Annotated in this window: 25 protein-coding genes; 9 read left to right on the forward strand and 16 right to left on the reverse strand. The window is 58.3% G+C overall.

The genetic code is table 11. The features are described 5' to 3' along the window. Positions 1–8 precede the first annotated feature (8 nt). The 3 genes from H8F23_RS24325 to galE all read right to left on the reverse strand — a co-directional run bounded on the left by H8F23_RS24325 (position 9) and on the right by galE (position 2,701). Complete coding sequence (locus tag H8F23_RS24325) at positions 9–1,127, reverse strand: polysaccharide biosynthesis/export family protein (protein WP_194936083.1); 1,119 nt, start codon at positions 1,125–1,127, stop codon at positions 9–11. A 90-nt stretch (positions 1,128–1,217) separates the two neighbouring features. Then, positions 1,218–1,454: a hypothetical protein gene (locus H8F23_RS24330; protein ID WP_007910552.1), complete on the reverse strand. Its 237-nt coding sequence runs from the start codon at positions 1,452–1,454 to the stop codon at positions 1,218–1,220. A gap of 230 nt (positions 1,455–1,684) precedes the next feature. Beyond that, positions 1,685–2,701, reverse strand: a complete 1,017-nt coding sequence (gene galE / locus H8F23_RS24335) for a UDP-glucose 4-epimerase GalE (RefSeq protein ID WP_194936084.1) — start codon at positions 2,699–2,701, stop codon at positions 1,685–1,687. A 389-nt stretch (positions 2,702–3,090) separates the two neighbouring features. On the opposite strand from galE, the gene galU reads away from it, so the two are divergent. Further along, positions 3,091–3,924: a UTP--glucose-1-phosphate uridylyltransferase GalU gene (gene galU, locus H8F23_RS24340; protein WP_194936085.1), complete on the forward strand. Its 834-nt coding sequence runs from the start codon at positions 3,091–3,093 to the stop codon at positions 3,922–3,924. 29 nt (positions 3,925–3,953) lie between these two features. Beyond that, the gene (locus H8F23_RS24345; protein WP_194936086.1) at positions 3,954–4,358 is read left to right on the forward strand and encodes a phosphohexomutase domain-containing protein; all 405 of its coding nucleotides are present in this window, start codon (positions 3,954–3,956) and stop codon (positions 4,356–4,358) included. A 107-nt stretch (positions 4,359–4,465) separates the two neighbouring features. Here H8F23_RS24345 and H8F23_RS24350 read toward each other — a convergent pair whose 3' ends face one another. The 8 genes from H8F23_RS24350 to H8F23_RS24385 form a co-directional block, all read right to left on the reverse strand. After that, positions 4,466–5,596: an SGNH/GDSL hydrolase family protein gene (locus H8F23_RS24350; RefSeq protein WP_194936087.1), complete on the reverse strand. Its 1,131-nt coding sequence runs from the start codon at positions 5,594–5,596 to the stop codon at positions 4,466–4,468. A gap of 109 nt (positions 5,597–5,705) precedes the next feature. Continuing rightward, on the reverse strand, positions 5,706–6,752 hold the full coding sequence (locus H8F23_RS24355; protein ID WP_194936088.1) for an acyltransferase family protein: 1,047 nt from the start codon (positions 6,750–6,752) through the stop codon (positions 5,706–5,708). 12 nt (positions 6,753–6,764) lie between these two features. Further along, a complete protein-coding gene (locus tag H8F23_RS24360; RefSeq protein WP_016986717.1) occupies positions 6,765–7,868 on the reverse strand; it encodes a hypothetical protein in 1,104 nt (367 codons plus the stop codon). Beyond that, positions 7,859–9,091 (reverse strand): MATE family efflux transporter, encoded by a 1,233-nt coding sequence (locus H8F23_RS24365; protein ID WP_194936089.1) that lies wholly within the window; start codon positions 9,089–9,091, stop codon positions 7,859–7,861. The genes H8F23_RS24360 and H8F23_RS24365 overlap by 10 nt, the downstream gene beginning before the upstream one ends. After that, positions 9,088–10,200 carry a polysaccharide pyruvyl transferase family protein gene (locus tag H8F23_RS24370; protein ID WP_034156412.1) on the reverse strand — a complete coding sequence of 371 codons (1,113 nt, stop codon included), beginning with the start codon at positions 10,198–10,200 and terminating at the stop codon, positions 9,088–9,090. The genes H8F23_RS24365 and H8F23_RS24370 overlap by 4 nt, the downstream gene beginning before the upstream one ends. 15 nt (positions 10,201–10,215) lie before the next feature. After that, positions 10,216–11,298, reverse strand: coding sequence for a glycosyltransferase (locus H8F23_RS24375; RefSeq protein WP_194936090.1), 1,083 nt, complete (start codon positions 11,296–11,298; stop codon positions 10,216–10,218). 40 nt (positions 11,299–11,338) lie between these two features. After that, positions 11,339–13,567 carry a polysaccharide biosynthesis tyrosine autokinase gene (locus H8F23_RS24380; RefSeq protein ID WP_194936091.1) on the reverse strand — a complete coding sequence of 743 codons (2,229 nt, stop codon included), beginning with the start codon at positions 13,565–13,567 and terminating at the stop codon, positions 11,339–11,341. Positions 13,568–13,606: 39 nt separating this feature from the next. After that, on the reverse strand, positions 13,607–14,047 hold the full coding sequence (locus tag H8F23_RS24385; protein ID WP_194936092.1) for a low molecular weight protein-tyrosine-phosphatase: 441 nt from the start codon (positions 14,045–14,047) through the stop codon (positions 13,607–13,609). Between the two features lie 293 nt (positions 14,048–14,340). On the opposite strand from H8F23_RS24385, the gene H8F23_RS24390 reads away from it, so the two are divergent. After that, entirely contained in the window at positions 14,341–15,297 is a 957-nt protein-coding gene (locus H8F23_RS24390; protein WP_194936093.1) for a cellulase family glycosylhydrolase, read from the forward strand. A 202-nt stretch (positions 15,298–15,499) separates the two neighbouring features. Beyond that, a complete protein-coding gene (tal, locus tag H8F23_RS24395) occupies positions 15,500–16,426 on the forward strand; it encodes a transaldolase (protein ID WP_007910528.1) in 927 nt (308 codons plus the stop codon). A gap of 216 nt (positions 16,427–16,642) precedes the next feature. Here tal and rssC read toward each other — a convergent pair whose 3' ends face one another. Together rssC and rssB are read right to left on the reverse strand one after the other, a co-directional pair. Then, on the reverse strand, positions 16,643–17,125 hold the full coding sequence (gene rssC, locus H8F23_RS24400) for an anti-sigma factor antagonist RssC (protein WP_003226553.1): 483 nt from the start codon (positions 17,123–17,125) through the stop codon (positions 16,643–16,645). Continuing rightward, positions 17,125–18,306: a two-component system response regulator RssB gene (gene rssB / locus H8F23_RS24405; RefSeq protein ID WP_194936102.1), complete on the reverse strand. Its 1,182-nt coding sequence runs from the start codon at positions 18,304–18,306 to the stop codon at positions 17,125–17,127. The genes rssC and rssB overlap by 1 nt, the downstream gene beginning before the upstream one ends. Positions 18,307–18,581: 275 nt before the next feature. On the opposite strand from rssB, the gene H8F23_RS24410 reads away from it, so the two are divergent. Further along, on the forward strand, positions 18,582–18,881 hold the full coding sequence (locus tag H8F23_RS24410; RefSeq protein WP_186624453.1) for a PilZ domain-containing protein: 300 nt from the start codon (positions 18,582–18,584) through the stop codon (positions 18,879–18,881). A gap of 52 nt (positions 18,882–18,933) precedes the next feature. On the opposite strand, the gene H8F23_RS24415 is transcribed toward H8F23_RS24410, so the two are convergent. Then, complete coding sequence (locus H8F23_RS24415) at positions 18,934–19,623, reverse strand: MlaA family lipoprotein (RefSeq protein ID WP_093433716.1); 690 nt, start codon at positions 19,621–19,623, stop codon at positions 18,934–18,936. Positions 19,624–19,820: 197 nt separating this feature from the next. Between H8F23_RS24415 and H8F23_RS24420 the strand changes: the two genes are divergently transcribed. Both H8F23_RS24420 and H8F23_RS24425 read left to right on the forward strand, forming a co-directional pair. Continuing rightward, positions 19,821–20,441 carry an HAD family phosphatase gene (locus tag H8F23_RS24420; protein WP_194936094.1) on the forward strand — a complete coding sequence of 207 codons (621 nt, stop codon included), beginning with the start codon at positions 19,821–19,823 and terminating at the stop codon, positions 20,439–20,441. A gap of 108 nt (positions 20,442–20,549) precedes the next feature. Continuing rightward, positions 20,550–20,813, forward strand: coding sequence for a DUF4404 family protein (locus H8F23_RS24425; protein WP_194936095.1), 264 nt, complete (start codon positions 20,550–20,552; stop codon positions 20,811–20,813). 171 nt (positions 20,814–20,984) lie between these two features. Here H8F23_RS24425 and queF read toward each other — a convergent pair whose 3' ends face one another. Together queF and copI are read right to left on the reverse strand one after the other, a co-directional pair. Then, positions 20,985–21,815, reverse strand: a complete 831-nt coding sequence (gene queF, locus H8F23_RS24430) for an NADPH-dependent 7-cyano-7-deazaguanine reductase QueF (protein ID WP_194936096.1) — start codon at positions 21,813–21,815, stop codon at positions 20,985–20,987. A 61-nt stretch (positions 21,816–21,876) separates the two neighbouring features. After that, positions 21,877–22,410: a copper-resistant cuproprotein CopI gene (gene copI / locus H8F23_RS24435; protein ID WP_186624457.1), complete on the reverse strand. Its 534-nt coding sequence runs from the start codon at positions 22,408–22,410 to the stop codon at positions 21,877–21,879. 164 nt (positions 22,411–22,574) lie between these two features. On the opposite strand from copI, the gene H8F23_RS24440 reads away from it, so the two are divergent. Both H8F23_RS24440 and H8F23_RS24445 read left to right on the forward strand, forming a co-directional pair. After that, positions 22,575–23,255 (forward strand): heavy metal response regulator transcription factor, encoded by a 681-nt coding sequence (locus tag H8F23_RS24440; protein WP_194936097.1) that lies wholly within the window; start codon positions 22,575–22,577, stop codon positions 23,253–23,255. After that, entirely contained in the window at positions 23,255–24,601 is a 1,347-nt protein-coding gene (locus tag H8F23_RS24445) for a heavy metal sensor histidine kinase (protein ID WP_194936098.1), read from the forward strand. Before H8F23_RS24440 ends, H8F23_RS24445 begins: the two co-directional genes overlap by 1 nt. Positions 24,602–24,808: the final 207 nt, after the last annotated feature.

The following is a 24,808-nucleotide window of genomic DNA, read 5'->3' on the forward strand; positions in this document are numbered from 1 at the left end:
GTCGGACCTTATTTGGCGTTGTTGTTGCTGTATTCGCTCCAGTTCTTCGCAGCGGAAGCGCCGGTGCCGACAATCGATGCCGACGGCACCAACTGGCTGATCAGACGGTTCCAGCGAGTCACGTTGGCAGGCCCGACATACACCACGTCCTGCGGGCGAACTTCGAAGTGCGAAGCGAGGGCCATGGCGGTCGGTGATTCGGCTTCCAGCTGGTAGATCTTGGCCGGTTCGACATCGAGGTTTTCCACGCCCCGAATGACATAGACCGCGTTGCCATTGGAGGTGGTCTGGGCCAGGCCGCCAACCGAACCGAGCACGTCGGTGAGGTTCATCGTCGCGGTCTTGAAACTCAGCGCACGCGGCTGGTTGACCTCGCCCATCACGTAGATGCGCTTGTTGTCGTTGTACGGCAGATACAGCTGATCGCCACCCTTGAGGTAAACGTTCTGCAACTCGGAATCCGCCTGATTGAGCGAGTCGAGATTGAGCGGATAAGTACGCCCCTTGCGCGTCAGCAACAGCCCGGACAGATCGGCGTTGTTGGTGTCGATGCCGGCCGAGCCGAGGGCTTCGACCACGCTCAGCGGATTGGTGGAAATCGCTTGCGGCCCGGCCTTGGCCACCGCGCCGGTGACCACGACCTTCTGGCTGGCGAAACGCAACACCGCGACATCCACCTGCGGCTCGGCGATAAACGCCGACAGCCGCTGTTCAATGTCCGAGCGCAGTTGCTGGATGGTCCGGCCGGCGGCCTGGACTTCCTTGATGAACGGGTAATAGAGCGTGCCATCGGAGCGCACCAGACGGCCGTTGGCATCGATCTGTTGTTGCGCGCCGGACGGTGCCGTCAGTTCGGGGTGATCCCACACGGTGATGTACAGAACATCGTTGTTGCCGATGCGGTATTCAGCCGGCGTCGCCAGCAGCTCCGGCGGCAGCGACTCACGCTTTTGCGTGGCGCGATTCATGGCAATCAGCTTGGGCGTGATCGGAATCAGCTCGACCCGGCTGCTTTCGCTGGCACCCTGGCGGGTGATGTCACTGGTGCTGAGGTATTGACCGGGGGAAAACATGCAACCTTGCAAAGCGAGACTTGCCAACATTAAAAGATAAACACTACGAGTCATAATGGCACTACGCTATTCAAGGGCGAATCCAAAAACAAAGTCACCCGACTTGCGTCGGGCGACCCTGTACTGCACTAACAGAACTTCCTGTTAGTTATGCGTGCCGGTTGTACCGGTGGTACCCGTCGTACCGGTGGTACCGCCGTTGGCACTGCCACCGCTGTTAGACGCCGCTACAGCACTGGCAACCATTGCAGTACTGGCTGCGGGCGCTTGAGAAGCCGCCACGTTGCCACCTACATTGGTTACCGCTGTCAACGGTGCTTCAGCGGCGGCAGCCCAGTTGCTCAACATCGTCAACAGGGCAACTGCCATCACTTTTTTCATATCAACTCCTTTCTAACATTCGACCTGTTATAAAACTGGCCTGAGTTAGCGGTGGTGAGTTCAAGTCCGCAAAAAGCGCGAACATGATCCGTCGTTCTTTCACAGTCTTACCCAACTGATAAAAGTCGAACGGCAGGTTTATATCTACGGACTTGCAAAAGGCATTGCCAGTGTAATTTCCCGACGTTATCTAACAACCTGACTGAAAATAACATTGGACTAAATGGCCATCATCGCGAGTAGCCTTGGGGATGGTTCGATTGCCAGCGCCAAGTATCAGTGACCATGTCCTGCAAGTTGCGCGTAGCTTTCCAGCCCAGCTCTTTTGCCGCCTTGGAGGCGTCGGCCCAACTCTCGGCGATATCCCCGGAGCGGCGCGGCATCATCCGGTACGGCACCGGTTGCCCGCAGGCCTGCTCGAACGCGTGGAGCACTTGCAGCACGCTGTAACCATCGCCGGTGCCGAGGTTCCAGGTATGAATGCCGGTGCGCCCGGAGATCGACTGCAACGCCTTCAAATGCCCGTCGGCCAGATCGACGACGTGGATGTAATCGCGCACGCCAGTGCCATCGACCGTCGGGTAATCGTTGCCGAAGATCGACAACTCTTGCAGGCTGCCGACCGCCACCTGACTGATGTACGGCACCAGATTATTCGGGATGCCGTTGGGGTCTTCGCCCATGTTCCCGCTGGCGTGGGCGCCGATCGGGTTGAAGTAGCGCAGCAAGGCGATGCTCCAGCGCGGCTCGGCCAGGCTCAAGTCACGCAGGACATTCTCGACGATCAGCTTGGACTGGCCGTAGGGATTGGTCGGATTGCCGGTGGGAAAGTCCTCGCGGATCGGCATCTGCTCGGGCTCGCCATACACCGTGGCCGACGAGCTGAACACCAGCCGGAACACCCCCGCCGCCGCCATCGCCTGACACAGATTGATGCTGCCACTGACGTTGGTCTCGTAGTACTCGAGCGGTTTGCGCACGCTCTCGCCGACCGCTTTCAGGCCGGCAAAATGCAGCACCGCTTCGATGTTGTGCTCGCGGAAAATCCGGTCAAGCAATGCCCGGTCACAGACATCGCCGCGGATCATCCAGGCACTCTTGCCGCAAATGCCCTCAACGGCGTGCAACGCGGCTTCGCTGCTGTTACAAAGGTTATCCAGTACGACAACTTCATAACCTGCTTCAAGTAGAGCAAGTGTGGTGTGCGAGCCGATATAGCCGGCGCCACCCGTTACCAGAATCTTCATAGTGCTATCCGTCTTTGGATGAGTGACAAGTAGCGTGTCAAGCCTGTTTCATTGAAGATGTGTCACAACTCACACAAACAGGCGACAACAACCGAAAACAAAACTAGTTCAATGACTGGCAATAAATATTTTTGCAGGTCACACTGTATTGCCCGCTACTTATTAGCACTCCCTGTGCGCTCTTCACTATCAACCGATACCGACTAAAAATAACCAATAAAGCATTCGCCGACATCTCATAACATTGTCATGTTTTACCGGCCCAACTAATTGCCATTAACAACCTGACTCAGGTATTAAAGTAGGCCTTCAATCAATATTGAAACTTGCAGCCATTGTTTATGGCCCGCATCCGTCGCCTGTGTTCCATGACTGTCCAGGATACTTTTATGATTCGTAAATGTTTGTTCCCCGCTGCCGGCTATGGCACGCGTTTCTTGCCGGCCACCAAAGCCATGCCGAAAGAGATGCTGCCGATCGTCAACAAGCCGTTGATCGAGTACGCCGTTGAAGAAGCGCGGGACGCCGGCCTGCAACACATGGCCATCGTCACCGGTCGCGGCAAGCGTGCGCTGGAAGACCATTTCGACATCAGCTACGAACTCGAACACCAGATTCGCGGCACCGAGAAAGAGAAATTCCTCGCCGGTACCCGCGAACTGATCGACACCTGCACCTTCTCCTACACCCGGCAGGTGGAAATGAAAGGTCTGGGCCACGCGATTCTCAGCGGTCGTCCGCTGATCGGCGATGAGCCGTTTGCCGTGGTGCTGGCCGATGACCTGTGCCTGAACCTCGAAGGTGACGGCGTGCTCGCCCAGATGATTGAGCTGTACAAGAAATTCCGCTGCTCGATCGTCGCCATCCAGGAAGTCCCGGCCGACCAGACCCACAAGTACGGGGTGATCGCCGGCGAGCTGATGTCCGACGGCATCTACCGCGTCAACAACATGGTGGAAAAACCGGCCCCGCAAGACGCGCCGTCGAACCTGGCAATCATCGGCCGCTACATCCTCACCCCGGACATTTTCGACCTGATCGCCGACACCCAACCGGGCAAGGGCGGCGAAATCCAGATCACCGACGCGCTGATGAAACAGGCGCAGAACGGTTGCGTGCTGGCCTACCAATTCAAAGGCCTGCGCTTTGACTGCGGTGACGCCGAGGGTTACTTGCAGGCGACCAATTTCTGCTACGAAAACGTCTATCTCAAGGGCCGCTGAGACGGCTCCCTTCACCCAACGAGGCCACCATGAACATTGCACAACATTCCGTAGAGATTGAACGCGAGGTGGGTAACCTCGGGGTGATGAGCTGGCTGTCGCGCCATCAACCGTTGCCCAGCGCCAACGAGTCCTGGCTGGGCACGATTCTGCTGGTGGAGCGGATTGGCGTATTTCCGGCGTCCGGTGATATCCGCCGGCCGCTACGCGATCCCTATCCGCTGCTCGCACATTTGAAAAAGCTGTATGGCGAGCAGGCGCTGGAAATGGATGACCGTGATGGTCTGAAGGTGATCTTCGGTGACTGGCGTTTTCGCGTGCGGATTTGCTGCAACGACCCGGCGATCATCATCAACGTTGAGACTCGGTGCGATACGCGCTTGATGCCGCAGAAACTCTCGGAGCTGCTGGGCCAGATAGAACAATTCGAATAAACACACTCCCCTGTAGGAGCTGCCGAAGGCTGCGATCTTTTGATCTTGTTTTTAACAGCAACATCAAAAGATCGCAGCCTTCGGCAGCTCCTACAGGGGTTTTGTGGTTATTTCGGGAGGGTGTCGCAACGATCCTTGGCGCCCATGATCCAGCCATAAAAGTAATCGGCAATCACCTTCCCGCCCGTGGCCGGCACCGGATGAATCTTGTCCGGGCCGATCATCGCTGCCGCGTAGCGTTTGACGTCGGGGCCGAACGCGCATTGCAGATTGGCGTAGCCCAGGCGCTGCTCTCGCGCCCACGGCTCAAGCACCTGCGCATACGCTGACATCGGATAAGCGCTGGAGCGTGTGGTGTCCTGACGCATGATCAGGTTGATGCTCGCCTGCGGTTGAATCTCGCGCAGCATGCCCACCAGCCCCTGAACGTTTTGCAGATACTGCGCAGGCTTCACGCCGAAGCCTTGGTCATTGCCACCGAGCATGATCAGGTAAACATCAGCGGGGATCTTCGACACGGCAGCTTTCCACTGCACCTGCCATTGCGGGTCCTGGTGATAGAAGTCCGCAGAGGCCGCACCGGAGGCCGCCAGTTTCGAAACCCGCACGCCGTTCTGATCGTTGCTCATCCACAAGCCGAACAACGTCGGCGCGCCCTTCACCACTTCCAGTTTGAAGGACCAGTCTTTCGCTGCCGAGAGACCTGTCAGCGCGACTTCCTGAACGCCCGAACCTTCAAGCTTCAACGGCTGCCAGTCTTGCGAGGGCGTCCAGCGGTAGCGGATCTCGCTGGATTCGCCGTTACCCAGATAAAGCAGTTTCGCCTGAATGACCGCCGTATCGATGCGCGGCGAAGGATTGGCATCCACCTGCAACCACGCACCGGGCCGGCCCGTCACTGTGCGGCTGTCCGGGCTTGCTTGCCCCAACTCTGAAACCTTCCAGTCGCCGCCGAAATACTTGTCACTGCTGCGGGTGTATTTGAAATGCGTGCCGCCCAGCGCCGCACCGTGGTTGAAACCGACGTAACCGGGCCCGGCAAAACCCACCTCCCCGGCCACGCGCTGCACCAGTTTGTTCAAGTAGAAATCCTGCCCGGCGCTGTAGCTGTCGCCGATCACCGAGACCGACAACACCTTGCCGGCCTTGCCTTCACGCCACTGTGCGAAACGCTCGCGCGCATCGCCCACCTGAACCACCGACGCTGCCACGGGTTGCGCTTCATCTACTGCCAACATGCAAAATTTCCTTCAGTCTGGAATGGCCCCTTCGCGAGCAAGCTCGCTCCCACATTGGATCTCTGCAAGTCACACCATCCCTGTGGGAGCGAGCTTGCTCGCGAAGCTTTTAGCTGTTTTGCGTCTGCACCACCGGAACGATGGGCGCCGCCGGTTTCTTCTTCGCCGCACGCTCCCCAAGGAACAGTACAGAAGTGAAATTGAACCGACTGAAAACCATCGACAACAGCACCGGCCCGAGCAAACCAAAGGTCAAACCACCGAGCACCAGCAAGCTCTCATCCTTCACCCCCAACCGCCCCAGCACCAACCGCGACGTCGCCGCGAACAGCACATGAAACAGGAAGATCGCATAGGAATAACCACCGAGCCAGGTCAGCGCCTTAGAGCGCATATCACTCGACAGCAGCGCAATACAGGACACGCAACCCACGGTCAGACCAATCAGGCTGCGGCGATCAACAATCGCCTCACGATCAATCGCCGCCACATACAACAACGTCAGCGAGATCAACACAAACACCAACGGCCCGATCACCTTGAAGCGTTGCTTCAGCGCATCGACGTTCTCCTGGCCAATCATCCCCGCGACAAAAAACGGCAGCAGATAAATCGCCCCGTTGATCCCGAACGCATCGAACTTGAACGGCGGCAGCAGAAACAACACTGCCGCAAACCCAAACAGCCCATACAAACGCGTCGCCGAACGTAACATCCCGCGCCACTCCAGCAGCCCGACGAACATGAAAATGATGAACACCGCCTGCAGGAACCAGAAGTGGTTGATCGGCACCCAGAACGACAACAGCGCGTCGATCACCCCGACATCCTTGTTCACCCCCGGCCCGACCGCTTGCAACACCGAGAACGGCACACCGACGCAAAACAGCGGCACGATCAAGCGGCGCACCTTGCCGCTGAAAAACGCGGAAAAGTCATTGCCACGAATCTTGTAGATCGAATAGATGTACCCGGAGATGAAGGTGAACAACGGCATGCGCACGTACACCATCGAATCGGCGAGCACCCGGAACGGCGAGCCGATATCGATCTTCAACCCGCCGCCCAGCGGGCCGATGACGTGATAGAGCACCAGCAACAGGCACGCCAGGCCACGCAGGGTTTCAATCTCCAGGGACTTTTTCTTGCTCGACATAAAGCACCTGCCTCAATTCAGAATTCTTGATTCAACCTGCACCGGTTTGTTCGCTCGCAGCATCAAGCCCAGACCCACGAACAACACCGGCACCACCATCGAGAAGTGCCGGGCGAAGGAGCCGAAGTCCGGCTCGAACAGGCCTTGCACCAGCAGAAACGCCAGCGGAATCGCGATCAGTTCCTTGGGTTTGGTCTGGATCGGCGCGCCTTTGTAATCGGTCGAGGTGATGACTTTGAACAGCAGCAACGCGGTCATGATCATCAACGCGACGAAGATCACCTGCCCCGGCCCCGACAGCAGAATCAGCTCCACCGGGAACGACAGGCGGAAGAAGATGATCATCGAGTCCAGCGCCTGCGAAACGAAGTCGCTGCCGCTGAGCCACGACACGATCAACGATTTCGAGCCCTCCTCGCCCGCCGTGCGCAACTCGTTGTTACTGGCACGGATCGACGACACCGGAAAGCCCAGGGCGAGCTGGATCGACATCGCCACCGCCAGATAAAACAGGAACAGCATCAGAAAGAACGTCGTGCGCGAGACGTACTTTTTCATCACACAGACGCCGACCCACGACAGCGAAAACAGAATCCAGTAAGGCCGGATCAGCACTCCGTAGATCACCGCCGAGAGAAAAAACCCGCCGCGATATTTGCGCGTCAGCGAGCTGAGCAGAATGCTCAACACCGCCACCGACACGATGATTTCCTTGGTCAGGTTCTCCAGGAAAAACGAGCGCACAATCCCCCACAGGCACAGGGTGCCGAAGATCGCCAACGGCATGCGCCGGAACACCACCACCGGAATCGCCGTGAGGAAAAAATTGCAGAACATGCCGTAGGCCCAGGCATTGGTCAGGTTGATCCCGGTGGGCCGCAGCAGGAACGCCGAGCACTCGTAGGACGAGCGATCCGGCGAGAACGGGTTCCAGAAATTGCAGTTGTCGGCGCGGGCGTAGGACGACCACAACGTCATCGCATCCGGCCCCGGATCACGGGGAATCAGCAGCGGCATGGCCACCGACAGAAACAGCCCGGTGAAGAGGATCAGGAACGAGACATACGAATCGAGTCGCTTGCCGCGAAACTCGATGCACGGCAGTTTCAGGCCCATGACAACGCAGCCTTTTTCCCGGCCGTTGCGCGGGTCAGTACGGCAATCACCAGCAGTTGCACGATGATCGCGAAGACATTGCCCCAAGCGGCGCCGTAAATCGAATAGTGCTTGATCAACACATAGCTGACCGGCACCGAAACCAGCAGACAGATCGCCGCACTGGCGAGCGATACACGACTGTTTTTCGAGGCAATCAAACCGCCCCAGACGATGTCGCCAATCGCGCGCAACGCGAAGGAGAAAATCAGTACGCCGAGGATCGCATTGTCCGGGCGCGGCACGCTGGTGGCGACGTAATCGAGCACCACGTTGAAAAACACATAGATCGCCACCGCCACCGCCGCCGACACCACCAGCGAGCGCATGACCCACTTGTTGACAAACAACTGCTTGACCGTGAACGCCTGCTGATCAGCCTGAAAACGCTTGGCCAACAGCGGAATCCCGACCACCGCCACTACCGCATACGACAGCGCCTGCAAGGTGTTGGCCGCTGACCACGCGTACACGTATTGACCCAGTTTGGCGTACGGTTCGAGGTCGGCGATCAGAAACCGCTCGGCGTACTGACTCAACGCGATCAACCCGGTGCCGAGGTAAAACGGTAACCCCGCTTTCCACACAGTAGCAGTGGCCAGTGTCCCGGCTTCCCGGCCGTGATGAACGTTCACCACGATCAGGTAACCGGCGATGATCACCAGCACGTTGGCGGCGACCCACAACCACAACACACTGGCGATTCCCGACACCCATCCGAGCATCATCCCGCCCACGGCCAACACCGCCCACAGGCCGGTCTTGATGAAAAACAGCAGCGCGCCCGCCGTGGCTTTCTGCGCGGAAAACACGAACGAGTTGATCTCGAACGACAGATGCTCAGTGAGCAACACCAGCGTCACACAAAGGATCAGCGCGGCGCTCGCTTCGACTTGCTGGAACAGCGAATAAATCAGCACCGTCACCACCGACAAGACCACGCCAACGGCGAGGTACAGCAGCAGCACCTTGTCGACCACGCGGCGCGAACTGCCGCCGACACTGATCAAGCGATTGATCTCGGAACTGAACCCGACACTGTAGAACTTCGACGCGATCAACGACGCCGCGACCACCACGCCGTAAAAACCCAGCGCCTCATAACCGAGGTAATGGGTGATCGCCAACACCAGCAAAAACTTCGCGCCCAAGGCTCCGCCGCGAAGCAGTAGCCGAAATATCATCGAACGACACCCTTGATGATCTCGTCCATGGCCACGGTTTTTGCCTCGATTTCACGGCAGGTGTCGGTGAGGCGCTTGCCGAAATTCGACAACGCATTCGGCGCGTAAACCGTGTCGATGATGGTGTCGACATTGATGTCGCCACCGTTGATCACCCAGTCTTCCACGCCCATGTCCTGATAGGCGCCGAAGCCTTTGCGTTCGTAGCTGATGTGGTACGCCGGCACGCCGGAAAGCAGCGATTCGATAGCGCCGTGCAGGCGTACGGAAATCACCAGGTCCGGCTGATACTTGGCAATCGTCGCCTTCAACGACAGCAGATCTTCGGTAATGCCCAGCTCGCGATAGAACGCACCGTCATCGTTGCCACGCACCGCGCTCTGTACGGCGCAAACCACTTTGCTTTTGTTCTTCAGGCGCTGCAGCAGCAATTTCAGATTGGCCACGTAAGCGACTTTCTTTTCCTTGCTCCACTCCGGCGGCTTGCGCAGCACCACGCAGACTGTGGCCGGCGACGATGCGCAGCGGGTGAATTTGGCTTGCTGAAGGATTTTGCTCGCCAGCGATTGCACGGCCAGATCCGGCGCGCGGTAGACATTGGCGCAGGCATCGAAAATGGCCGAAGAGCGGTTGTCACGGACGAATACCGCGTCGGCGCTGGCGTAATGCTCGACGATCTTGCTGCTTTCGCCATGGAACGGGCCGATGCTTTGCGGCAGGTACACCGACGGCACTTTGCTGAGGATCGCGGTTTCCAGTTGCTTGGCGTGGCCGAGTTTCAGCTTGATATGTTCGAAAGCACTTTTCGAGCGCATGTAGCCGCCGCCGACGCCGACGATCAGATCGGTTTTCTTCAACAGATCCGCCAGCCCGGCGTAGGACTGATTGAGAAACACCGCTTGCTTGACCCGGCCCAGACCCTTGGCCGCCATCACCGGCGCGTCGAAACGCGGGTGCGGCAAGTAGCTGAAAGAATCCGGATCGGAAGCTACCACGCTAATCGCCGTGTCTTCGCCAAAGTTGCGCTGCACCAGGGCAATGGCCAGATCGACGAGCAAGCCGTCACCGGAGTTGGACGCACTGTAGCCATGCAAAATCGTTACGTTCATATGCTTGAGTTCTACTTAAAAAGTGGGAGCGCGATACAGGTCGTAGGTCTGGCGAATCATCAACGCGGCGCTGAAACGCTCGCGGACAATGCTCCGGCCTTCGTTGCCGAGGTCGAGCAAGCGTGGTTTCTGGATAATCGTCAGCACGTCGGCCAATGCCTGGTGATCGCCGGACGGAAAGACATAACCGGAGACTTCATTGGTGACCAGTTCCGGCAGCGAAGTGCAGTTGCTGGCGATTACCGGCAAACCCATAGCCATGCCTTCCAGCGGCACCATGGCGAAACCTTCCCAACGACTCGGCACGATCAGCGCATCGGCTTTCTGATACAGCGCCTGCACTTCGCTCGGCGTGACCCATGGCAGGTATTCAACAGAGTCCATCGGCGGGCACTCCACCGCGTCCTCGTTCACCGCGCTGCCGACCACGGTCAGCTTCAAGTCTTTGCGCTGCACGTTGGCGAAGGCCTTGAGCAACACGTCGAAGCCTTTCTGGTAATCGAGGCGACCGACGAAGAGCAGATGAATCGGCTCGGGACTGGCCGCTTTCGGCGCTTCATCCTTGTGGTGAATGCCGTTGTAGATCAGCTTCATGCGCTTGCGCTCGATACCGAAGCGCGCGGCTTTGTCGAGTTCGTACTGGCTCACGCAGATGATCACGTCGGTGACTTTCTGCAGCACCCGCTCGATCCATGCATAGGCTTTCTGCTTGGTCGGCGAGCTTTCCATCAGGAACGAAAATGCGTGCGGGCAGTAGACGATTTTCGGCTTGCGCCACGGTCGCAACAGCACACATACGCATCGGCCGATCACGCCGGAAAAGGTGCTGTGCAAATGCACCACGTCGGGTTTTTCCTTGAGCATCACCTGGGTCAAACGCCAGGCGAAACGCAGCAACGACGGCACATTGCGTCCAGTGCGGGGAAAGGTGCGGATCTGCTGCGCGCCGATACCGTGCAACTCTTTGGCCTGATCATCCGGCACCACGTACACCAGCTCGTAGTTCGCCGCATCGCCTTCAGGCGAAGCCGAAATCGTCCGGATCACCGTCGCGACGCCACCTTTGATCGTCTCTGCCACGTGCAGTATTTTCTTCACAAATCACCCACTTCAAACAGGAAAAAACAGTCGCTGACAGTCAGGATTTGTCGGACGCGTATTCGTAGTTGTAATAGCCGTAGCCGCCATTGCCGTAGTAACTGGCCGCGCGCTTCTCGACGCCGTTGAACACCGCGCCTTTGAGTTCGATGCCGTTTTGCGCGAAGCGGCGAATGGTCAGTTCGATTTCCTTGGCCGGGTTCACTCCGAAGCGCGTGACGATCAGACTGATCCCGGCTTCACGGCCAACGATGGCCGCATCAGTCACCGCCAGCAGCGGCGGCGTATCGATGATCACCAGGTCGTAGCGTTCGCTCAGTTCCGCCAGCAGCTCGCGGAAGTTGGCGTGCATCAACAGCTCGGAGGGATTGGGCGGTACCTGGCCGCGACTGATGAAGTGCAGGTTGTCGATTTCGACCTTGTTGATTGCCTGATCGATGCTGCAGCGCTTGACCAGCAGGTCGGACAAGCCGTTGGTGATCGGCGTGTTGAGGGTTTTGTGCAGGTGACCTTTGCGCATGTCGGCATCGATCAGCACCACGCGCTGACCGCTCAACGCCATGACCGCGGCGAGGTTGGACGAGACGAAGGTCTTGCCGACCTGTGGGCTCGGCCCGGAAATCATGATGCGGTTGTTGGTCGAATCGAGCCCGGCGAAGTGCAGGCAAGTGCGCAGGCTGCGGATCGATTCGATCGACAGATCCGTCGGATTGCGCAGGGCCAACAAGTACGCAGGCTTGTCGACGCCGTCGCGGGCGCGGCCTTTTTTGTTGTCTTCTTCATCCTGCAAGGCGCTGTACGGAATCGACGCGTACACCGGCAAACCGAGTTGCTCGATGGCTTCCGGGCCTTCCAGACCACGGCTCAGGGATTTGCGCAGCAGCACCAGCGCCACGCCGACAAAAGCACCGAGGAAGGTGGCGATGATAACGATCAGGGCTTTTTTCGGTTTGACCGGACTGGTCAGGTCGACATCCGCTGCGTCGACCAGACGCACGTTACCCACGGCACCGGCGCGGACGATGTCCAGCTCTTGGGATTTGTTCAGCAACTGCGTGTAGATCTGCGAGGCCACTTCGACATCGCGGGTCAGGTTGAGCAGCTCTTGTTGCGTGGCAGGCAGATCGCCAACCTTGCCTTCCAGCGACTTCTGTTGCTGGGTCAGTTCGCCGATCTGGCTCATCAACGCGCGATAGGCCGGGTGCTGTTTGGTGAACTTGCGATCCATCTCCGCCTGCTGCATTTTCAGCTCGGAGATCCGCGTTTCCAGCGCTACCGACTGACCGAGCACCGACTGGGTTTCCAGCGAGATGTTCACGGTCTTGCCGCGGGTCTGATAGGCGTTCAGCGCATCGCTGGCCTTGGCCAGATCACGCTTGACCTGCGGCAACTGACTTTGCAGGAAAGCCAGACTCTGCGCTGCTTCGGCCGAGGTGCGGCGTACGTTCTGATCGACGTACAGCGCGGCGATCTTGTTGAGAATCTTCACTGCTTCAGCGGCGTCGCTGCTGGCCAGCGCCAGTTTGATAATCCCCGATTCCTTGCCCTGCTCGGAGATATCCAGCGCGTCCTGATAACCCTGAATGGTCACGATTCGCGGGTAACGCACCACTTCGAAACGCGTACCGGGATTGGCCAACAACTGGGTGATCTGCCCTTCTACACCGTCCTGCGCAAAAGCTTCGCTGGCGACGCCTTCGACCAGCAGGTTGTCGTTGTCATCGAGCAACTGGAAGCGCTTCTGTTCGCCAGCGATCAGGGTGAGTTTCTTGCCCAACAGCTCTTTAGGCAGATTGAGCCGGGCAAACTCCAGGCGCTCACCGCCCCAGGCATAACTGTTCAAACCGAAACGCGGCGCAGCAACGCTGGTTTCGGTCTCGCCGCGATAACGCCGGGCGAGAAAGCCGCCAATCATCGGGAAGGTGTTGGGGGTGACATCGATGTCCAGCCGCAGGTCGTCGACGGTTTTACCGATCACCGCGCGGGATTTGATGATGCCGATTTCGGTCACCGACGGCGATTGCCCACCGAGCATGCTGTTGAGGTCGGAAAACCCGAGCATGTCGTTCTTTTTCGGCTCGACCTGCACCAGCGCATTGGCCAGGTACACGGGCGTGGCCAAAACCGCATAGGCCACGCCCGTCACCATAAAGGCCCCGGTCAGTGCGCCGATCAACCATTTCTGATCGATCAGGCTGCCAAATATGCCGAGCAGATCAATACTGTCTTGATCGTTGTCACGGGTGCCGATTACTGACGGTAACTGCATAAGTCTGTTCTTACCATTCACTGATCTGAAGAATATTCATCAATGCCCGAGGCGCTGCGCCCATGAACTAACAGCATCTTCAATCAATGCATGGGCATGAATAAAAGCGGCCTTGCCTTGACGATACGGGTCCTGTATTTCGCGCTCGCTCTGCCACTTGCCGAGCAGAAACACTTTGCCTCTGGCGTGAGAGGCAATCTTCAGTACTTGATTAACATGCTGTTTTTCCATGACCAGAATCAGGTCTGAGTCATTGACGATGTCCGCGGTCAGTTGCCGTGCCTTGAACGTTTCGGCGCGGTGCCCATGCTCTTCGAGAACCTGCCGGGCCGAAGCCTCGACGCCTTCTCCGACGCGGGCAGCAAGGCCTGCGGAGGTCACCGTGATGGCCGATGTCCCCAGCGCGTTACGCAACAACAATTCTGCCGTCGGACTTCGGCATATATTGCCCACGCAGACAACAAGGATCTTTCTGAACAAGGTTTACTTTCCTGTGTAATGTCAAACGGCCAACATCCCGAGCGCATTTGAATGAACCCTCAAGATCTTCCTGCACTCAGAAATAGATTCGCCCTGTTAGTACCGAAGCATTAAGTACCACAGCGTTTAAAAGCCCCCCAACCACTATTAACGGACTAAAAATAACTGTGATTTTCGAGTGATTGTTTTCCGACAAAAACTAACATTCGCGCACTAAGTGCCATCACCTCACTCGAAAATTGAGAAACGAGATCATTTATTCGCAGTTGTCACTTCTCTTCGGGAGAGCAGACATGAAAACAACACATCTCAAAAGACTCGGCGCGTTGGCGTTGATGGTGGCAGGGGCTACGACTCAGGTTCACGCCAGCGACCTGTTTCCCAACCTTCCAGCCAAGAACATCGGCGTGCAGGTGAAGATCCAGAACTTCACGGCCGCCGACGCCGCGCAGATCAAGTCGGCAGGCTTCGGTTTTGTCCGCTTCGGTGTGTGGAGCGACAGCCTGACAGCCAAGGCTTATCAGAAACAGGTCAGCGATGCCTTCGCCGCAGCCCAGTCTGCGGGCCTGCCGGTGTTGCTGACGGTCCGCGCGATCAAGGCGTTGCCCGCCACCTCGAGCGCCGAGCTGAGCACTGCCGGTGAAGGCTTCGCCAAAGCCGTGACGGGGCTGCAACAGTCGTACAGCGCGCAACTGGTGGCGATCGAGCTATGGAATGAGCCGGACCTGGAAACCTACTGGCCGACGCGCAATTTCGACACCACGTTTGTGCCGTTCATGAGCGGCGTGTGCAAGGCGCTGCAGGAGCAGCCTCCATCGACACCCGTGATCGGTTACGGCTTCGCTCGCCCGCCTAGCGCAGGCTCGGCTGCAACCGTGGCGCTGAACCGCATCGTCAGCGAATACCCCAAATGCCTGAGCGCCGTGTCCTACCACCCCTACGGCATGACCGCCACGCAGATCAGCAATGCGCAAAACTTTATTCAGCAAAACTTCCATCTGCCGGGAGTCATCAGTGAATGGGGCATCTCGGCGCTCGCCTCCAATGGTGGGCCTGAAGGACAAGCGAGCAAGATCAACACGTTTATTGGCGATGTTAAAAAGCTCAATATTCCGCTGACGTCCATTTATGAATGGAAGAACAGTGATTCGGGCAGTAACGACCGCGAGAAGAACTTCGGCCTGCTGACCTCTGACGGGCAGCCGAAACCGGCGCGTATGTCCGTCGAAGCCCTGTTGAACGCCCAGTAGCGCATGCACAACCGGCCTGTTCGCAGGTCGGTTGCTTTGAACCTGTTGGCTGTTTTGGCATCGTATTCATCGATACCGCGTCCCGCCTTTCAAACAATCGTTTTCAGGTTGTTGCCGCGGGGGCCATCGATACACGTACCCGCCCTTGAGTGGCTGTCAGCGCTCGGGTAATGTCATCAGACCCATAGGACAGAGCACGCCCATGACTTCCAAGCTGGAACAACTCAAACAATTCACCACCGTTGTTGCCGACACCGGCGACTTCGAAGCGATCGCCCGAGTCAAACCGGTCGACGCCACCACCAATCCGTCCCTGCTGCTCAAAGCGGCAGCCATTCCGGCCTACGCCGAGCTGCTGAATGCTTGCGTCAGCGACTGCAAGGGCGATGTCGGCCTGGCCAGCGACCGTTTCGGCGTCGCGGTCGGCCAGGAAATTCTCAAAGTGATCCCGGGCCGTATCTCCACTGAAGTGGATGCGCGTCTGTCGTTCGACAAGGACGCCGTGCTCAAACGCGCGCATCGCTTGATCGAGCTGTACGACAAGGCCGGCATTGGCCGTGATCGCGTACTGATCAAGATCGCCTCGACCTGGGAAGGCATCCGCGCCGCCGAAGTGCTGGAGAAGGAAGGCATCCAGACCAACCTGACCCTGCTGTTCTCCTTCGCCCAGGCCGCCGCTTGCGCCGACGCTGGGGTGTTCCTGATTTCGCCATTCGTCGGCCGCATCTACGACTGGTACAAGAAGGCCAACGGCAACGACTACACCGGCGCTGATGATCCGGGCGTGCAGTCGGTCACCCGCATCTACAACTACTACAAGTCCAATGACTACAAAACCGTGGTCATGGGCGCGAGCTTCCGCAACCTCAATCAGATCGAGCAACTGGCCGGCTGCGACCGCCTGACCATCAGCCCGGACCTGATCGACAAGCTGGCGGCCGATACCGGCAAGCTGGAGCGCAAACTGGCACCGGGCAACGCCGGTGAAGCCCGTCTGAGCCTCAATGAAGCGCAGTTCCGCTGGTTGTCCAACGAAGACGCGATGGCTACCGAGAAACTGGCCGAGGGCATCCGTCAGTTTGCTCGCGACCAGGAGAAGCTTGAGGCGCTGTTGCAGGCCAAGCTGTGATTTGAGTGGGTGAAATGCAAAAAGGGCGAATCCTGGTGGATTCGCCCTTTTTTGTGGGTGCTGGATAATTCCAGTGTTCTTGCGAGAGCTATCGCGAGCAGGCTCACTCCTACAAGGGATCTGTGGTCTGATCGCGATTGTGTGTCGAATGAAGAACCCTGTAGGAGTGAGCCTGCTCGCGATAGGGCCAGCAGGCTCTACCCACATTTCAGGCCCTCAGTGTCTTTCGAGGGCATTCACCAGGTCATGAAATGCTTCACGATTGGAATCGTTCAGGCCCATGAGGATCTTGTGCGCTTCAAGCACCTTGATCCGCACCACTTCTTCCGACTGATCCTGATCAGGCAGGTCGTCCAGGCACTCGGGGCACGGCACCGGGTGGTTGACGATGTTGAACACCTGCTCGAAACCCATCGATTGCAGCAGACGGGTGATGTCTTCGTGGGTGGTGACGACGGTCGGCAGCAGGCCGACCTTCTGCCGCGACAGGATCGACAGTTTGGCCAACAGGCCCAACGTCGTGCTGTCGATGCTGCGGGTTTCGGTCAAATCGATCACGATCGCGTTGAAATTCAGCGCGGTGAAGATTTTCTCAATAGTCGCATCCAACGCCGAACACAGGGTCAGGCGAACTTCACCGACGAACTTCAGGACGAAGGTGCCGTCCTGCTCGGCGAACTGGATTCTACCGGTACTCATTAAAGATTCCTGCTCAACACCAACAGGGCGATATCATCCGGCATCTCCCCTAGCGTGGCCAATCCAAACACTTGCCGCAGACCATCCAGGCTGCCGCCCGCCGACTTCACCCGTTGAGGCAAAGCGGCTTCTTTTTCTTTGAGCGTAGGTTCTGGCAAAAGATCCAGAATGCCATCCGACATCAGCGTCAGGCTGAACGTCGGCGGCAGCTCAAGCACGTGGTCTTCGTAGGTGGCTTCATTGAAGAGCCCCACCGGCAGACCACGCCCTTCGAGATAACGAACACTGTCAGGCGTGTACAACACAGGCAACGGCAGATGGCCGCCGATGCTATAGCTCAACAAACCGGTCTCCTCGTCGATGACTCCACCGACCATTGTGACGTGTTTACCCAGCTTACAACTGATCAGCCCCCGGTTGATATGACCAAGGACTTCCGAAGGCTTGAATTCCGGCAATGTGCCGTTGCGCTTGGATTCGAACAGCAAGCGCGTGGTCATGAACTTCAGCAGCACGGTGACGAAGGCTGAAGAGGCGCCATGCCCGGATACATCGGCCAGGTAAAACGCGACCCGGCGCTCGTCGACTCGGAAATAGTCGACAAAATCACCCGACAGGTACAGCGACGGGATGATCTGGTGCGCGAACTTGAACTCGTCAATGCTCCACGGGCTTTCCGGGAGCATGTTCATCTGCACCTGGCGACCGGCGTTCTGGTCTTCCTGGAGCAGGTTCAGACTGGCTTCAAGCTCACGGTTGGCCTTTTCCAGCTTCTCGCGGTAGCGCTGGTTTTCCAGCAGCAAGCGCGCACGATCGAGGGCCCGGCGCACAGAGTGCTCGAGCACAGCCAGATCTTCGAGAGGCTTGATCAGGTAATCCGCCGCGCCCAGGCGCAAGGCCTCGACCGCGTCGTTCATTACGCCGGCACCCGACACCACGATCACCGGCGTCTGCGGTGACCTCTCGGTGACCTGACGGATCAGTTCGAGACCGCCCATCTGCGGCATGCGCAGATCGCAGATGACCAACTCGGGCTGTTCTTGCTCGAATACCTGAAGACCCTGTTGGCCGTTGCTGGCCTGCAGGACGCTGAAACCACTGTCTTCCAAATAGGCCGCGAGGCTCGCGCGCACTACCTCGTCATCATCGATTATCAGCAGCGTGGCACTGGTTTTTGGCATGTGGGCAAACGGCGCCAGAATTAGGTTGGCGTAGTTGGCGGGGCATTTGGCCCTGCGCAGACTACTGGATTCGCTTTCTAGCCTCTCTGCTGCACCGCTTTCGAGCATTGGCTGCAAACGCGGTTGCACCAGAGGTGCCCTTCTAAGGCGCAGACGGTACTCCCATCCGCAGAGCGTTTCAAGCATGCGCCGATGGTCGCTTGACGACTTTACTTGTCAAATCACCGAGAGTTATAAGAACAGCTCAAACCGTAACCCAATGGAAGGACGAACCTATGAGTCAAACCAGTCGGGACTACAGCGAAAAGCGCGATTTCATCCGCATGCGGGTCGATGCCGATGTCGTGTTGATTCATGAAGGTGATGAAGTTTCAGGGGTGTGCATCGACCTCTCCAGCAGCGGCATGCAGGTCGAAGCGCCGCGCCAGTTCGCGGTCGGCGACCGTTTGAGCGTACGCATCGACTCCGACCACGCGGCTCTCACTGGCCTTGAGGCCGAGACTGAAGTGGTCTGGATTCGAGCACAGGATGACGGCGGCCAGAAACTCGGTCTGACCATCCTGAAGATGAAATAGCTGCACACAAAAAAGGCGACCCTGAGGTCGCCTTTGTTTTTACCGGTCGAGATTAAAAATCGTCTTCGACCTGGCCATCCTTCACTTTGAACTCGCGGTTCTGCAAGTAAGCGTTGCGGATGAAGGTGTACTTGTCGCCGCTGATCAGCTTCTCGCTCGACAGCAGGCTCGCGCGGGTGTCGACGATGTTCAGGCCGAAGATCGAATTACGCGCCGGCACGTCGTCGATGTAGCGGTACATACCGGTGTAGCTGTCGACGTATTTCGACGGTGCATCACGCAGGGTGCTTGGGCCGAGCAATGGCAGCATTACATACGGACCGCTGCCGACGCCCCAGTAACCGAGGGTCTGGCCAAAATCTTCATCGCTGCGGTTCAGGCCCATTTTGGTCCCGACATCAAAGAAGCCGAGCAGACCGAACGTGGTGTTGAAGATCAGACGTGCAGTGTCGACGCCAGCGGCAGCCGGTTTGGCCTGCAGGATGTTGTTGGCCAGGTTGGTGACGTCACCGACGTTGCGGAACATGTTGTGAATGCCGTCTTCAAGGAACTGCGGTGTAACGAACTCATAGCCCTGCGCCAATGGCTTCAGCGCGTAGGTGTCAACGAAGTCGTTGAACTGGAAGATCGGACGGTTGACGCTTTCCCAAGGGTCTTCTTCCGTTGCCGCCTGAGAGGCAAACGGGGCCAGCAACAGGCCGGCACATACACAAAGCTGAGCGAGCGGATTGCTCCAGCGCATAGAAAAACTCCTTGGAATGGTACTGTCGCGGACCTCTGGGTCCGGGTATTCAGGTCGCTAGTATAAGCGCAAAAGCCCGTTTGGACAGTCTGCGCAATGAAGCAGTCTGTAGGACGCTTCACGCGTCGCCTTCACACCGCTGTCATCCAACTGTCACTGAGACGCCCTAGCCTGATCGTTATTTCAGGGACGTTGCCATGACACACGCCGAAACCTTGCCCGTCGCCGCCCCCAGCCTGACGGCCGTACTGTTCGGACTCAGCGGTTGTCTGGTGGATTTCGGTGCTCGCGCCCGGCAACAGACGATCACCCTGCCCGAGCATGCCGAGCCCACACCCGGCGCACTCGACAGCCTGCACAGCCTGCAGCGCCAGCAGATTCCCTGCGCCTGGCTGGATGAATTGCCCCCGCCCCTCGCGCAAGCGTTGTCGGCCTCGCTGCCGGCGTGGATCACGCCTGCGCAACATTCGGCAACAATCAACCCATGGCCCGCCCCGAACGCCTGTTGGCAAGCATTGATGACGCTGAACGTCGGCAGCCTGGACGGTTGCGTGCTGGTCAGTGGCGAACCGCGCCTGCTGGAAGCTGGACTGAATGCCGGCCTGTGGACCATCGGCCTCGCCTCCTGCGGCTCGCTCTGCGGCCTGGCGCCTCAGGAATGGCAAGCCTTGAGCCAGAAAGAACGCGAACACTTGCGTGGCAAGGCCACCGTGCAGTTATTCGGGCTGGGCGTGCATTCGGTCATCGATCACTTGGGCGAACTCGACACCTGCCTGGCCGACATCAGCCTGCGCCGGCTCAAAGGCGAAAAGCCCTGATCGGGATCATGCAGGTTTGACGGGAGTGGATTAATCTAAAGGTCAGCCATAGACCTTTGGCGCGCGGCTGCGGTCAATGCCAGTGCCTATTGATAAAAGGAAAACACCATGCCCGCCCAAGAACTGCAAGAACAACTGAATGCCCTGCGCGAGCAACTGGAGCAGAATCCGCCGCTGTCGGAAGTCGAACGTGAGGACCTGCGTGCGCTGATGGCGCAGATTGAATCCGAAATTCAACTGGAAAGCGCCACGCAAGACGCCAGCATTGCCGATGGCGTGAATCTGGCGGTTGAACGCTTCGAAGTCGAACACCCGGCCATCGCCGGCACCCTGCGCAACATCGTTAACGCGCTGGGCAGCATGGGGATCTGATTCCCCGCCTTACAAAAAAGCCCTGCCATCACTGGCAGGGCTTTTTCATTTCAACTTTGGCAATGCGTTCCCCTGTAGGAGTGAGCCTGCTCGCGATAGCGGTGAGCCAGTTGACGATGATGTTAACTGACACACCGCTATCGCGAGCAGGCTCACTCCTACAGTTGATCTTTATTGACGTACGAGCCGGTGGTTCGGCAGCTGTACGCTTTCGGTGCTGCGATATGGGTTGATGTCCAATCCACCGCGACGCACGTAGCGCGCAAACACCGTCAGTTTTTCTGGTTTCAGCAGACGCTGCAGATCCAGGAAAATCCGCTCCACACACTGCTCATGGAAGTCCGAGTGCTGGCGGAAGCTGACGATGTATTCCAGCAGACTCGCATGATCCAGCGCCGAACCACGGTATTCCACCACCACACTGCCCCAGTCCGGCTGACTGGTCACCGGGCAATTGGATTTGAGCAGATGGCTATACACCGTCTCCTCGACAATCCGCGAATCATCGCAACGCAGCAATTCCGGGCGCGGATGCTCATAGTTGCTGACACTGATATCCAGATCATCGATGCACACGCCGGGCAGCGCCACGACGCCTTCTGCTTCGACGTCCTTCAAGCTGCGTACCCGCACGCCCACCGGTTTACCGGCGGCGGCCGACAAATCCTTGACCAGCGTCGCCTCCAATGCGGCAACATCGGCAAACGGCGTCTGGTTCAACGAATTCAAATACAGCTTGAACGACTTCGATTCGATGATGTTCGGCGAATCCGCCGGGATGCTGAATTCGCCAATCGCCACCACCGGCTTGCCCGACGGCAGCAGCCACGACAGCTCGAAGCAGTTCCAGAAATCCACACCTTTATACGGCAGGGTTTCGGCGGTCAGGCCCAGTTCGGCCCATTTCGCGGTGCGCGGAATCGGGAACAGCAGGGACGGCGTGTATGTGGCGATGTATTCGCTGGATTTGCCCAGCGGCGAATGTTCGGCTGCGGGATGCATGACGGAAACCTGACTGAAGAATCAGCGGATTCTACCAGTCTTTGCCCGCGCCTTTGAGTGCTTACTGACTGACCGTCAGTTTGCCGACCATGCCCGCCTGATAATGCCCGGGAATATTGCAGGCGAATTCCAGGCTGGTCGCCTTGCTGAAGGTCCAGGTCAGCTCGGCAGTTTTGCCCGGCTCGACCAACACGCTATTGGGGTCATCGTGCTTCATGCCGTGGCCCATCGCTGCGTGATCCATGCCAGCCATGTCGTGGGACATTTCCTTCATACCGGTAGGCGTAAGCATGCCGCTTTGCTGCATCTGCAGCATTTCCTGCTGGTGTTTGGCGTGCATCGCTGCGTCACCGAGATTGAATTCGTGCAACAACTGGCCTTTATTCACCAGCACAAAACGAACGGTCTCACCGGCCTTGATCTGAATCGCCTTGGGGTCGAACGACATGTCGTTCAACACCACTTCAATGCTGCGTGTGGCATTGGCGGCAGGTGCTGGCTGGCCAAAATCGTAGGTGTGAGCTGGCGCGGCCCACACTGGCGAACTCAGCGCCAACAGACAGGCAGCCAACGTCAGGGATTGGCGTAAAAACATGGTCGTTCTCCAACAAGATAAGGTTCAGCCTGTGGGAAACTTTAGCCGGCCGGCGCTGGCATCTACCTGACAGGCAGATTACAACTTTGTCAGGTTGGCGCCTGTCGCCTGCTCTCAAGGTATAAAGCTTTCGTTTCTACACCCCGAACAAAACCGAGTCGCCCATGAAACTGTTGATCGTCGAAGACCAAGCGAAAACCGGCCAATACCTGCGCCAGGGCCTGACCGAGGCCGGGTTCAATACGGAACTGGTGGCCGACGGCAACAGCGGTCAGCAACTGGCACTGAGCGGTGATTATGCGCTGCTGATCCTCGACGTGATGCTGCCGGGCCGCAACGGCTGGCAGATTCTGCAAGCGGTGCGCAGCGCCGGGCTGGATACGCCGGTACTTTTTCTGACGGCCAAAGACGCCGTGGAAGACAGGGTGCATGGCCTGGAACTGGGCGCCGACGACTATCTGGTCAAACCGTTCGCCTTCTCCGAACTGCTGGCGCGGGTGCGCAGCCTGTTGCGTCGCGGCAGCGCTATACCACAGGAAACCAGCCTGCAATTGGCCGATCTGCGTCTTGACCTGATTCGCCGTCGGGTCGAACGCAGTGGCCAACGCATTGATCTCACCGCCAAGGAATTCGCGCTATTGGAAATGCTTCTGCGTCGTCAGGGTGAGGTGCTGCCGAAATCGCTGATCGCCTCACAGGTCTGGGACATGAATTTCGACAGCGACACCAATGTCATCGAAGTGGCGATCCGCCGTTTGCGTCTGAAAATCGACGATGAATTCCCCAACAAACTGATCCACACAGTGCGCGGCATGGGTTACGTGCTCGAAGAGCGTGGCGCCTGATGCGTCGTTTGTCCCTGAGTTCACGCCTGGCCCTGTTGTTTGCCGCCTGCACGGCGGTGGTTTCGCTGTTTGCCGGGGTGTTGTTCAACCGTGCCAGCGAAGCGCACTTCATCGAACTCGACCAGCAACAACTGGACGGCAAGCTGATCGGCCTGCGCCGCGCCTTGCAGGATGTTCAACCCGGCCAACGTGAAGCACGGCTTGCGGATGAGCTGAGTCGTCAGGCCGATCTGTCGCTACGCATCACTGGCGGCGACGGCCAACGCTGGTACGACAGTTCGACGCTAATCCCCAAGGATTTACCGCAACAATCCGGCCTGTCGACAGTTAGCAACGACGGCAGCGACTATCGCGTACTCAACGCCCCGCTCTACCCGGACAAAGCCGATTCACCGCAATTGTCCTTGTTGCTCGACATTACCCATCACCAACACTTCCTGCAACGTATGCAGCACCTGATCTGGCTGACCGTCGGTCTCTCGGCGCTGGCCACTGCCTTGCTCGGCGCCTGGGCGGCCCGCAGCGGCTTGCGCCCGTTGCGGCGCATGAGCGCGGTCGCCCGTGGGATTTCCGCACAATCGCTGAATGCCCGACTGCCGGAAGCGCAAATGCCGCCCGAGCTTGCGGAAATGGCCCACAGCTTCAACGCCATGCTCGCACGCCTCGACGACTCGTTTCAGCGGCTCTCGGCGTTTTCCGCCGACATCGCTCATGAGCTGCGCACGCCATTGTCGAACCTGCTGACCCACACTCAGGTCACCCTCACCCGCCCACGGCCGATCGAGGATTACCGCGAAGCGCTGCACAGTAACCTCGAAGAGCTGCAATGGATGGCGCAACTGGTCAACGACATGTTGTACCTGGCCAAGGCTGATCACGGTTTGCTGATGCCCAAGCGTGAAGCGCTGGAGCTGGCGGATGAAACCGATGTGCTTTTGGAGTTTTTTGCGCCGCTGGCGGAGGACGCCGGGGTCAAGCTGACGCGCGAGGGCCATGCGCGGATCGAAGGTGATCGCAGCATGTTGCGCCGGGCGCTGTCGAATTTGCTGGATAACGCACTGCGGTTTACCCCGGCTGAGGGCTATGTGAGCTTGCGGATCGTTGAGCAACCGAACGCTGTGCGCGTTTCAATAGAAAACAGTGGCGAGGGGATTTCTGCGGAGCTGCTGCCACGCTTGTTCGACCGGTTTTATCGGGCCGATCCGGCGCGGCAGGAAGGCAGCAGTGAGCATGCAGGGTTGGGGCTGGCGATTACTCAGTCGATCGTCCGCGCCCATGGTGGGCAGATTCATTGCGAATCTGAAGCAGGATGGACGCGGTTTGTGATTGAGTTGCCTCGAACCTGATCATTCCCACGCTCTGCGTGGGAATGCAGCCCGGGACGCTCCGCGTCCCTTCCAGAGCCGAACGCGGAGCGTCCGTTGAGGCATTCCCACGCAGAGCGTCACTAGTGTCCGGTAAAAACTGAAGGGGGAGCTTGCTCCCCCTTGCTGTGCCTGCTTCCTGAGCAATAATCAGGTTTTTCAGACTCGATTTTCGCCTATGTTCAGTAG

The organism is Pseudomonas neuropathica (assembly GCF_015461835.1).
Taxonomy (GTDB): Bacteria; Pseudomonadota; Gammaproteobacteria; order Pseudomonadales; family Pseudomonadaceae; genus Aquipseudomonas; species Aquipseudomonas neuropathica.